Origin of the sequence: Nostoc sp., assembly GCF_036917155.1 — a bacterium.
Taxonomy (GTDB): Bacteria; Cyanobacteriota; Cyanobacteriia; order Cyanobacteriales; family Nostocaceae; genus Nostoc.
The window spans coordinates 1-11597 of sequence record NZ_JBALDZ010000196.1; the positions used below are offsets into that span (position 1 = coordinate 1).

Below are 11597 nucleotides of genomic sequence, written 5' to 3' on the forward strand. Positions count from 1 at the left end.
AACTCCTAACTCCTAACTCCTAACTCCTAACTCCTAACTCCTAACTCCTAACTCCTAACTCCTAACTCCTAACTCCTAACTCCTAACTCCTAACTGCTAACTCCTAACTCCTAACTCCTAACTCTCTATCTTCCCACGCCTACATATTGGAATCCAGCGCGTATCAGTGTTTCAGGGTCGAGGAAGTTACGACCATCGATGATAACGGGATGAGCCATCAATTTTGCCATCTTCACATAGTCGAGAGTGCTAAACTGCTGCCATTCCGTGACCAGTACCAAAGCATCGCAGCCATCAGCTAGTCTTTCGGCATCAGTTTCTACTAACACCCCAGAAAGCCCATGACGCAGACCAGTTTGGGAAACAATGGGGTCGTAGGCTTTGACTTTAGCTCCCAGTCTATTTAGCTGCTCAATTAGGATGAGTGCTGGAGCGTCGCGCAAGTCGTCGGTATCTGGTTTGAAGGTTAGTCCTAGTAGTCCGACTGTTTTGCCTTTGAGAATTTTTAGAACTTGTTGGAGTTTTTCTAAAGCAATTAACCGCTGGCGTTCGTTGACACTGACAGCAGCTTTGAGTAATTGGGCTTCATAGCCATAATCGTCAGCAGTGTGAATTAGAGCAGAGACATCTTTGGGGAAGCATGAACCACCCCAACCAATACCAGCTTGTAAAAACTTGTTGCCAATGCGGGAATCTAAACCAATACCTTTAGCTACTTGGGTTACATCAGCACCGACGCGATCGCAAATATTAGCAACTTCGTTAATAAAACTAATTTTAGTGGCTAAAAAGGCATTAGCGGCGTATTTAATCATCTCCGCCGAACTGAGGTCTGTTGCCAAAATTGGCACAGGGGGTAAAGATTGATCGGCAGCGAATTTACGTTCGACAATTGGGGAGTATAGTTGTTGCATCAAGGCTACTGCCCTTTGACTATTGCCCCCTAGTACAATGCGATCGGGGTTGAAGGTGTCGTAAACTGCCGAACCTTCGCGTAAAAACTCTGGATTGCTGACGACATCAAACTCAGCTGCAAACTCAGGTAATTTCTCATCACTCGACCCTCCACCGGCGGTTACTAGGATTTTCTGACGTTCCGCAATCCCATCTAGAACAATCATCCGCACCCAGTCACCTGAGCCAATGGGTACTGTAGATTTATTCACTATCACCTTATAACCACCGTTGAGATTTTCCCCAATCCCACGGGCTACAGCTTCGACGTAACGAGTATCACTTTCACCTGTGGGTAAAGGTGGTGTTCCCACAGCAATAAACAGGATTTCTCCGTGGGCGACTCCGGCGGCGAGATCAGTGCTGAACTGAATTTTCTGCGATTGAATGGCAGAGTGCATAATTTCTGAGAGTCCCGGTTCAAAAATTGGAGACTGCCCAGACTTCATTAATTTAACTTTTTCTTCGTTGTTGTCTATGCAAATTACATCATGCCCAATATGAGCCAAACAAGCACCTGTAACCAAACCAACGTAACCAGTACCAATGACGCAAACACGCATTTTTTAACTCCTCACTTTTTTGGGCTTAGTTTTCAACAAGAAGTTCTCTAACAAAAATTTCTCAATTTGACACTTACACACTGGCAGTAAACTCAGCTACTAAGCATATTAGTTATCGGGGATGAACCTGCATGAAAAATCAGAGTGACACGAGATGCCACTCAGGTGATTGAATTATTGACATCGCTTTGAATGCGATCGCGAAAATCTTCTATTGTCAGTTTTAACCCGTCTTGCAGAGGAATGGTAGGTTCCCAATTTAACCAAGTTTTTGCCTTTGTAATATCAGGCTGGCGACGTCGGGGATCGTCCGAAGGTAATGCCTCGAACTTAATCTGCGCGTCTGGATTGATCATATTTTGCACGGTTTGTGCTAATTGTAAAATCGTGTATTCACCAGGATTGCCCAAGTTAACTGGCCCAATGTAGTCGCTATTCATGAGGCGGATGAATCCTTCTACCAAATCGGAAACGTAGCAGAAACTACGAGTTTGCGAACCATCACCGTATACGGTTAAAGGATTACCCCGCAAGGCTTGAACGATAAAGTTGCTCACCACCCGACCATCGTTTTCTAACATTCTTGGCCCGTAGGTGTTGAATATCCGCACAACTCGAATATCAACTTTATTTTGCCTGTAGTAATCAAATGCTAAAGTCTCAGCAATTCTTTTACCTTCGTCGTAGCATGAACGTATCCCAATGGGATTGACGCTACCTCTATACTCTTCAGTTTGGGGATGAACTTCTGGATCTCCGTATACTTCACTAGTTGAAGCTAAGAAAAACCTCGCTTTTACGCGTTTTGCCAGCCCCAACATATTCAGTGTTCCAATCACGTTAGTTTTAACGGTTTTAACTGGGTTGTACTGGTAATGTACTGGTGAAGCTGGACAAGCTAAATGATAAATTTGATCCACTTCTAAGCGAATTGGTTCGGTTATGTCGTGGCGAATTAGTTCAAAGTACGGATGACCTAACCATTTAAGAATGTTGCGTTTGTGACCAGTGTAAAAATTATCCAAGCATATTAATTCATGCCCAGCAGCCATTAGTCGGTCGATGAGATGGGAACCAATAAACCCAGCACCGCCCGTTACCAAAATTCTCATAGTTTCCCAGTTACTTACAAATATTTTCAGTAGCTATTGCACTTACTTTTAGATTACCCAGCTTGGGTACAAAAATACAAAACAAATAAAAAGAACAAGGTTCAATCAAAAAGTGTTGTTGAACTTACCTATTTTTTTTAGGGATGTAATTTTGTGATATTTCTAGCTGAATCCTGACGAATTTAACGTGTCGCGGAAGTCCCCAAGTTATGAGTACATTGAAGGTGGGGATTGTGAGCGGGGGATTTTCTGATAGAATTATTTGGTCTTGACCATCAATGCCATAAGCGAAAACCAAGCTAATAGGTATATGTTGCAAGAAAAAGATTTGGGTCTTGGAAGGACTCCTGACAAGAGGAGGGAATGTCAGACTTTCTAGTACTACGGAGTTCTGGAGGCTATTCCTGATGAATTGGGAGAGCTACGTCCGTCTTACGGCGGAGTAGTTCACTTAGCAAAGTAACAAACATTGTTGGAAAATTGTTGTTTTTTTAGTAGAGCTTCATCAAATCTTCAACAAAATAAAGTGTTTTTAAGGTTACTTATGTTTTTAGTTGGATAGAAGTTAGTCAGGAGTGGGTTGACACCCCAAGTCACTCAAGTGGACTGAAGTATAGTTGGTATTATACAGCAGATGTGATGCTGGTAGCTGTATTAGAAGTAATGACATTAGTTTGAGTACGTTGCGGTTCTCCAAGCATGACTATGGAGCAAGTGAGTTGTCTGGCTAACTGGGTTGTGACATCGCTAATGGCTAACCCTCCAGGACTGGTACGATTACGTATAAAAGGTAAAACTACTAAATCATATAATCGTGCTGCCTGCAAAATTGCTTGGGCAACATTTTCGTGAGCGATGATTTGAATTTCTGGGGTATTAGCCAAAGCCAATTTTGATACTAATAGGGAAAGGTGCGATCGCCTCCAAGCGATTTTACTGGAACTAGTGCGGCGATCGCACACATTCAGCACAGTAATATGGCTCTGATTTGCTTCTGCTAGCATCTGGGCGAATTGTACTGGCTGTAATGTTGGCGCTGTTAAATTTTCTATAGGTACTAAGATGCGCTGAATTTTTTTCGGTGATTCTACTAGACGTGTCACCGCTACTGGACAATGGGAGGCCCAAAGCACACCATCAATCACATTCCCAAACAAACGCGCTCGCAACCCAGTCCGTTTACCCCAACCCATAACAATTAAATTAGCCTTTTGTTCGCGAGCCGCTCTGCTAATTCCTTGAGCAAAGGCATCATCAATTCGCAGTACTGGTTCTGCGGCTACACCCAGGGCTAGACTTTGTGCCGTAGCTCTGGTCAATAACCACTCACTCCGTTGTAGAGATGTTTCTAACTGCGGTGCATCCATCTGAGCAGCAGCATTAGCGATCGCTAGCGGTATAATTTTCCCCTGAGACTGACGCGCTAATAATGCTGCCATTTCAATTAGATACTGCTGAGTCTGAGGATTATATACAGGTACGACTATAGTAAAAGCACTGTCTGCCTCTGGTGCATTTTGGTCAGGTAGGGGTGGTGTTGGATCTTCGGCTGGTGAAGAATTTAAACCAACAGCTATTCGACTGGTCAGCAACGGCCCCAAGGTTGATGTCACAAGCATTAAAACAATGACACTATGTAATACTGCTAGTGGCAGTAATCCAGCCCGATATCCCACTAAGGTTGCTGCTAAGGTTGTACCAACTTGGGGAAGTGAAAGTGACCACATCGTTAGTATTTCTTGCCACTTGTAGCGGTAAAGCAGTTTTGTCAACAAAGCTGCAATCAATTTACTGACAATCAAACCAACTATCATTAACAGCGTTAACTTGAATGTGTCTAGGTTGTTCCCAAAGGCGGGTAGATCGATCAGTAAGCCAAGGTCAACAAAGAAAATGGGAATGAACAGCACACTGCCAATAAATACCACCTTTTCTTTGACTGGGCCTGCACCCACAGCTTCATTCACCGCTAAACCCGCTAAAAAAGCACCAACAATTTTTTCTACCCCAATTAATTGAGCGCCCACAGCCGCTAGAAACACAGAAAGCAACACAAACAAAAACTTGTTTCCTTCATCGTCTCCAGACCGCTTAAAAAATTCTTTGCCGGCCCAATCAAAGCCGGTCACAACGGCTACAGAGTAAATAGTTAACCAACCCGACAAGGTGAGTAGTTTAGCAAAGCTAAATGTCCCATCATGAGCGATCGCTACAGTTAGGGCTAATATTAGCACTGCACCAATGTCTGTAAAAATTGTCGCTCCAATGGTGACAGTAACAGCTTCGTTGTTTACCACTCCCAAACGGCTGATTATCGGATATGCCAAAAGGGTATAGGAAGCGAATAAAGAGCCAATTAAAATTGAAGTATTCCAGCCATAGCCGAAAATTAGCCCTAGTGAAGTTCCCATTAACAGAGGTAGACTGAAAGTCAAGCTAGCAAACCCCAAGGCGCGACTTTTTCTTTGGCGGAACTTTTCGAGATCGATTTCTAGCCCAGCGACAAACAGCAAATAAATTAACCCAATGTCTGATAGTAGGTTAATCATTGGTGAGTCAGGCTGAAATAGATTCCAGCCCGAGGGCCCAAGTACTAGCCCTGAAAAAACCAAACCCACTAATCCTGGTAATCTTAGCCGCTCAAACATGATGGGTATAACTAAGATGACCACCAACAAAATAGCAAAGGGAACAATGGGTTCCTTGCCAAGAACTTGGGAAGTTGGTTCCAGAACAAGAACTTGTGATAAGAGTTCCATAGATAGGAATTGAAGGGGCTATGGTAAAACTGCGATTACTTGGGGCGATCGCCTGAGCGATATAAATGGAGAAGCCACCTGACGAAAAATCAAAAATCTTAATTTACACTAACTAAGTAATTGTCTCAGAATTAACTACCTACGGGTGGATTTGACTTAAAATGAACCGCAAGCGATCGTAGTCGTCTTTAAGTAGCACACTTAAGCTACGTCCAGCTTTAATTAACCATTCTCGGTCAGCTTTGCGTAACTGGTATACATCTCGAATCGCAGCTGCGGTTAAAGACTCTATAGGCGCACCATTGATACAAAGTAGTGTCCGTAAAAAATCTAGTTCTTCAGTAAATTTAATGATCGCTTCTGGTTCACATCGATAAACAGCTTGATGAATTTGCGGGGGACGCGGTGGAAGATACTGATATACTCTTTGGTTATAACTTTGATTTTGCGAAGATAGTTCAAATCCCACGATCGCAGCCCGAAATTCTGTGCGGAGCATAGCGAAAATTTGGGGTTGTTCCTCCCGTAAGTCTTGCAAGGACAATCCCAACGCTCTAGCCCGATGTACGGAATCTATGGGCATGGTTGTGGCATAGTACACTACAGCATAAATTTGATTGCCAGATTCTTCATCCACAGAACAGACCCAACTACCAAAGGGTGGCATGGAGGGAAAGCTTAAATCTTCCGGTTCCAAACACTGAGCTAAAAATTCCGTACTAGTAGTCTCGATCACCTCCGCAATATGGTTGGGATGGCGATCGCCAGTGGCAAACTGTGGTAAAGGGAGGCGCATAACAGTGCTGAGTTAGGAGTTAAGAGTTATGAGTTAGGAGTTGAGGAATCATAACTCCTAACTCCTAACTTCTAACTCCTAACTAATTTTATTTGGCTTTTTTACGTCCGGCTGTGGTTTCTACGAGTTCCAATTCACTCAGGCGGAAGGTAACTAATTTATCCCAGTTACCACCTTCAAATAATACAGCTACTTTGCCATCACTCAGCCGTTGCACGAGTCCTTCGTAGCGATAATAGGTATCTGCGGGATTGTTGACGCGAACAGTTGCTCCAGGCAGAATCATGTTTTTAGCCTCGCTTGTTTCCTTCTAATAGCTTAATACTTGTTAATAGTCATTGGTCATTGGTTCTTACAAATGACAAATAACCAATGACAAATGACGCATCAATAATACTTCTGCCTTTGTCGAAAATTTGCTACCGATTCTACTATTCCCAAGGAAATGAAGTTAGTCAGCATAGCAGAACGTCCATAACTCATCCAAGGTAGGGGAATTCCTGCCACAGGCGCTAAACCAACAGTCATACCAACGTTCACAATCACCTGAAACACGATCATCGACAAAACGCCAATAGCCAACAAGGAACCAAAGTTGTCTTTGGCGGTTTGGGCAACATGTAGTAGACGCCAGCAAATTAAACAGAAAACAAATAATACTACCAAACAACCAATAAAACCGAATTCTTCGCCCACTGCGGAGAAAATAAAATCTGTATGTTGTTCAGGCACGAAATTTAGTTGCGTCATTGGCCCCTTGAACAGACCCCATCCCCAAATTTCACCAGCACCAATAGCAATACGAGATTGAATTAGGTGATACCCAGCACCGAGGGGATCGTGATCGGGGTCCATGAATACGGTGAGCCGATTTTTTTGATACGGCTTCAAAATATGGTTCCAAGCGAAAACTCCTAATTCGCCACCCAGTATATTAAGAGTCCACGCACTGATAGCGCTAAAACCAAATCGGCGCCAGGGAAGAGTTTGCCAGCCCACAATAGCCATCGCCACTGACCAAATTAGCCCTAATGGGCCAAAAGATAGTTCTTTGAGTAAAACTATCGGCTCTGCGAATGGCCAAGGTATACTAAACAAAATGGCGGCAACCACTGGAGAAATCATCAGAATTAACCAACCGGGGTTAGCATTTGCCCAATAAAGCATTCCTAAGACGATCGCACCAAATACCATTGATGTTGCTAAATCTGGCTGTAAAAATACTAATCCCCAAGGTATGGCGGTGATTGCTAGAACGCGGAAAACACTTTCCAGGCTAGAAGCAGTATTCCTGTGTAACAAAGCTGCTAAGGTGATGATCATACCGACTTTGGCAAATTCTGAGGGTTGCACGTTAAAGCCAGCGAAACTAATCCACCGCTGCGCCCCTTTGGCGCTGGTACCAGCAATCATCACGGCGATTAAACTGAAGTTCGTTAGTGAGTATGTTACCCAGTGCCACTGCATCAAGAGTTCGTAACGGATACGAGATAAAAACAGGGCTATAAGCACACCGATACCTGCTACCAACCAGTGCCACCACCAATCAGTTACTGGCTGCTTCAGTTCCGTACTGAGAATCATAGTGCCGCCAAAGATACTGATAGCTATAGGCAAACAAAGTAGTAGCCAATCTATAGACTGCCAGGGTTTAACCCAAGACTTCCAGCGAATTTTGGGGAGTGATCTTTTTAACAACATTGTGTCAGTTTAGACTTTTTTAAATGTTGGGCATTGGGCATTGGGCATTGGGCATTGGGCATTGGGCATAAAAGGCAGAGGTGCGGAGGGGCAGAGGGGCAAAACTTACTGCAACTTCTCCCCTGCTCCCCTGCTCCCCTGCTCCCTGCTCCCTGCTCCCTGCTCCCTCATCCCCCCATGCCCCATGCCCAATCCCTAGTATTCCCAAGCTATAGCCCAGGAAGTAGATAGAAATTAAAATTAATTTATGTCAAAGCGGCAACTGATACTTTACCAGCAATGGTAAGAGCGATCGCGGTTAATGCTTTTGCCGAAGCTGAATCTGGCTCACCGACAACTATTGGTACACCACTGTCACCACCAACTCGTGTGGAAATCTCTAGTGGTACGCACCCTAACAATGGCACTCCCAATTCTGCGGCTGTTTTGGAGCCACCACCAGAACCAAAGATGTCATATTGCTTATCTGGTTGATCGGGAGGAATAAAATAGCTCATATTTTCCACGATCCCCAACACCGGAACATTCATTTGCTGGAACATCCGCAATCCCTTGCGAGAATCTAACAGAGCTACAGTTTGTGGCGTGGTGACAATTACTGCCCCTGCCATTGGTACTGCTTGAGTTAAAGTTAACTGAGCATCTCCGGTTCCTGGTGGCATATCTACAATTAAATAATCCAGTTCTCCCCATTCAACTTGATAGAGAAACTGGCGAATTACACCATTGAGCATAGGCCCCCGCCAAATTACTGGTTGATCTCGGTCAATCAAAAACCCCATCGAAACTAATTTGACGCCGTGATTAAAAGCAGGTTCCAGAATGTCACCTGTTTCAGTGGAACGCACCACGATTTGGGCATCAGATAGACCCAGCATGGTGGGGTCATTGGGGCCATAAATATCAGCATCTAGCAAACCGACTTTTGCCCCAGTTTGAGCTAGAGCCACTGCGACATTCACCGCCACCGTACTTTTACCAACGCCACCTTTGCCGCTGGAAACAGCAATGATATTTTTCACCCCAGAAATGCCAGTGCGGTCAGGTAAACTTTTTTGCTGCGGTGTTTCTGCCGTCACTTCTATACTGACATCTGTAACGCCTGGGAGTTTTTTGACAGCTTTCTGACAGTCTTCGACAATAAATTCACGTAAAGGACAGGCAGGGGTGGTTAACACTAAAGTGAAACTAACCTTACCACCGTCAATTGTGACGTTGCGAATCATGTTCAGTTCTACCAGACTTTTACGGAGTTCTGGGTCTTCTACTGGTCGCAAAACTTCTAAGACAGAGCGGGAATCGAGGACATCGTACATAAAAATTCAAAATTCAAAATGAATAAATACAATTGTGGGGAACGTCTTAGCTATTAACTGGATGCTTTCTTAAGTAAGGTCAGCTTAGTGTTATCACTGTCACTGCCATAATAAAACTTAGCAAATAGCATTATTACCTAATAGGATCTTAACTTTCTTTGGGCATTGGGGATTGGGGATTGGGGATTGGGGATTGGGCATTGAGCATTGGGCATTGGTTATTAGTTATTTATTCTCCTCTGCTCCCCTGCTCCCCTGCTCCCTGCTCCCTGCTCCCTGCTCCCCTGCTCCCTGCTCCCTGCTCCCCACTCCCCACTCCCCACTCCCTAAAAATCAAAACAACTGTCATTAAGGGATTTTTTCTTACCGGATACCGCTGGTAATGCCGTCTTTTCTACAGCTTCGACTAAAGACCGTGCAACGCGGTTTGCGTAAGGACGGGATAAAGACCAAATCAAGGGCGATAACCAACCCCGTAGCGTTACAGAATAAGACAAACAAGTACCACAAACCGTTGACTCTACTTGGTAAGTTACCCGTTCTTCTATTCCCGGAATCGCCATCACTCGGATACTCAGCATCTCTTTAGGATTGACGCGTTCCACAAAAATTCTGATGGGAATTGGCGAAAAGCGTGTTACAGCTTGAAAAATTAATCCTGGTTTGGGTACTAATCCGTAGGGTACATTAGTACTCTTAAGTTGTGGATGCCAGGAAACATCTGTTAAGTCAACCACTTTTTGCCACAGTTCATCTACAGACGCAGAACTAATCTCTCGATACGTCCACACCAGAGAAGCGCAAAAACGACGACGTTTGCGGTGGATGAATTTGGATAACCAACCTTGCATTTTCCTAATCCTCCTCCCTAGACACTTTTTGGTAACTCTGGTATGGTGTGCAACTACGCTTAACCCCTAAATTAAAACTTTCTCAAAAATGTCCTAAACATAGCAAGCCTCGATTCGGTACAAACCCTAACAGCCAAGATAGTGAAACCCTTGATACCTCAAGCTTAAGACTAAAATCTAGTCTTTATACCAAAATATTCCAATTAAGAATTTCAAAAAAAACTAATTCAATACACAAGGCTATACGCATTTGAGGGAAAATAACTCTAGTGATGCCCATCAATCGTATAAATGCTTAACCAGTAAGAAAAAAGCGGGTTGGGCAAATAGAGGTAGATTTTTGGTGCGTGTTTCCCCCAAATTTTAAAATTAAAAATTTGTGGCTTTCTGGAAATTGTAATTTAGGTTCGGGAATCTATGTTGACCAACTCGCAAACACCAACTGTAGAAGCAGTATCATCCAAGTCTTTGCCAGCATCTGACGCTCAGACTAGGGTCAGTCAGTTTATGAAACAACTGCAAGACGAAATTACTGAATCATTAGCAAAACTAGATGGTGTAGCTAAGTTTCATGAAGATAGTTGGGAACGCCCAGAAGGAGGGGGAGGGCGATCGCGCGTGCTGCGAGATGGTGCAATATTTGAACAAGCAGGTGTAAACTTTTCTGAAGTTTGGGGTTCCCATTTGCCAGCCTCAATTTTAGCCCAACGCCCGGAAGCAGCAGGGCATGGCTTTTATGCAACAGGCACTTCAATGGTGTTACATCCTCACAATCCTTACGTGCCCACAGTTCACCTGAATTATCGCTACTTTGAAGCGGGGCCAGTATGGTGGTTTGGTGGCGGTCTTGACTTGACACCTTATTACCCCTTTGCTGAAGATGCGACACATTTACACAAGACATTAAAGCAGGCTTGCGACCAACACCACCCAGAATATTACCCGGTGTTTAAGAAGTGGTGTGATGAATATTTCTACCTCAAGCATCGTGACGAGACAAGGGGTGTAGGTGGTCTGTTTTTTGATTACCAAGATGGCCAGGGTGCTTTATATCGCGGGCCAAATCCCAATGGGGAAGCGGCTATTTATAGCAACCAGGTAGGAACACCAGCAACCCGCAATTGGGAAGATTTGTTTGGCTTTGTGCAAGGCTGTGGTAGAGCATTCTTACCAGCTTACGTACCAATTGTAGAACGGCGACATGGGATAGAGTATGGCGATCGCCAACGGAATTTTCAACTCTACCGCCGGGGAAGGTATGTAGAATTTAACTTGGTTTATGACCGAGGCACTATTTTTGGTCTACAAACCAACGGACGCACCGAATCAATTCTCATGTCCCTACCACCCTTAGTACGCTGGGAATACGGCTATCAACCGGAACCAAATTCCCCTGAAGCCGAGTTGTATGAGACATTCTTGAAACCTCAAGATTGGATAAACTGGAAATAATAGGGAATAGGGAATAGGGAATAGGGAATAGGGAATAGGGAATAGGGAATAGGGAATAGGGAATAGGGAATAGGGAATAGGGAATAGGGAATA

The 11597-nt window shown here is 44.1% G+C and carries 9 protein-coding genes; 1 reads left to right on the forward strand and 8 read right to left on the reverse strand.

What is annotated here, in order from left to right; all coding sequences use genetic code 11:
• Positions 1–125: 125 nt before the first annotated feature.
• The 8 genes from V7K67_RS25030 to V7K67_RS25065 form a co-directional block, all read right to left on the reverse strand.
• On the reverse strand, positions 126–1517 hold the full coding sequence (locus V7K67_RS25030; protein WP_334733310.1) for a UDP-glucose dehydrogenase family protein: 1392 nt from the start codon (positions 1515–1517) through the stop codon (positions 126–128).
• 161 nt (positions 1518–1678) lie between these two features.
• Positions 1679–2629 (reverse strand): UDP-glucuronic acid decarboxylase family protein, encoded by a 951-nt coding sequence (locus V7K67_RS25035; protein WP_334696245.1) that lies wholly within the window; start codon positions 2627–2629, stop codon positions 1679–1681.
• A 623-nt stretch (positions 2630–3252) separates the two neighbouring features.
• Complete coding sequence (locus V7K67_RS25040) at positions 3253–5388, reverse strand: cation:proton antiporter domain-containing protein (RefSeq protein WP_334733309.1); 2136 nt, start codon at positions 5386–5388, stop codon at positions 3253–3255.
• 139 nt (positions 5389–5527) lie between these two features.
• Positions 5528–6184, reverse strand: a complete 657-nt coding sequence (locus tag V7K67_RS25045; protein WP_179066959.1) for an HAS-barrel domain-containing protein — start codon at positions 6182–6184, stop codon at positions 5528–5530.
• Positions 6185–6272: 88 nt separating this feature from the next.
• Entirely contained in the window at positions 6273–6470 is a 198-nt protein-coding gene (locus tag V7K67_RS25050; protein WP_179066960.1) for an NAD(P)H dehydrogenase subunit NdhS, read from the reverse strand.
• A gap of 101 nt (positions 6471–6571) precedes the next feature.
• Positions 6572–7885 carry a rod shape-determining protein RodA gene (rodA, locus tag V7K67_RS25055; RefSeq protein WP_334733308.1) on the reverse strand — a complete coding sequence of 438 codons (1314 nt, stop codon included), beginning with the start codon at positions 7883–7885 and terminating at the stop codon, positions 6572–6574.
• Between the two features lie 245 nt (positions 7886–8130).
• Positions 8131–9201 carry an Mrp/NBP35 family ATP-binding protein gene (locus V7K67_RS25060; RefSeq protein WP_334705536.1) on the reverse strand — a complete coding sequence of 357 codons (1071 nt, stop codon included), beginning with the start codon at positions 9199–9201 and terminating at the stop codon, positions 8131–8133.
• A gap of 326 nt (positions 9202–9527) precedes the next feature.
• Complete coding sequence (locus tag V7K67_RS25065) at positions 9528–10052, reverse strand: SRPBCC family protein (protein ID WP_334705538.1); 525 nt, start codon at positions 10050–10052, stop codon at positions 9528–9530.
• A gap of 417 nt (positions 10053–10469) precedes the next feature.
• Here V7K67_RS25065 and hemF point away from each other — a divergent pair, with 417 nt between their 5' ends.
• The gene (hemF, locus tag V7K67_RS25070) at positions 10470–11504 is read left to right on the forward strand and encodes an oxygen-dependent coproporphyrinogen oxidase (RefSeq protein ID WP_335168856.1); all 1035 of its coding nucleotides are present in this window, start codon (positions 10470–10472) and stop codon (positions 11502–11504) included.
• The last annotated feature ends 93 nt before the right edge of the window (positions 11505–11597 follow it).

Bases quoted from the DNA above. Each gene is read 5' to 3' on its own strand.
- V7K67_RS25050 (WP_179066960.1), bottom strand. From the start codon at position 6,470: ATGATTCTGCCTGGAGCAACTGTTCGCGTCAACAATCCCGCAGATACC.
- V7K67_RS25040 (WP_334733309.1), bottom strand. From the start codon at position 5,388: ATGGAACTCTTATCACAAGTTCTTGTTCTGGAACCAACTTCCCAAGTT.
- V7K67_RS25035 (WP_334696245.1), bottom strand. From the start codon at position 2,629: ATGAGAATTTTGGTAACGGGCGGTGCTGGGTTTATTGGTTCCCATCTC.
- rodA (WP_334733308.1), bottom strand. From the start codon at position 7,885: ATGTTGTTAAAAAGATCACTCCCCAAAATTCGCTGGAAGTCTTGGGTT.
- V7K67_RS25045 (WP_179066959.1), bottom strand. From the start codon at position 6,184: ATGCGCCTCCCTTTACCACAGTTTGCCACTGGCGATCGCCATCCCAAC.
- hemF (WP_335168856.1), top strand. From the start codon at position 10,470: ATGTTGACCAACTCGCAAACACCAACTGTAGAAGCAGTATCATCCAAG.
- V7K67_RS25065 (WP_334705538.1), bottom strand. From the start codon at position 10,052: ATGCAAGGTTGGTTATCCAAATTCATCCACCGCAAACGTCGTCGTTTT.
- V7K67_RS25030 (WP_334733310.1), bottom strand. From the start codon at position 1,517: ATGCGTGTTTGCGTCATTGGTACTGGTTACGTTGGTTTGGTTACAGGT.
- V7K67_RS25060 (WP_334705536.1), bottom strand. From the start codon at position 9,201: ATGTACGATGTCCTCGATTCCCGCTCTGTCTTAGAAGTTTTGCGACCA.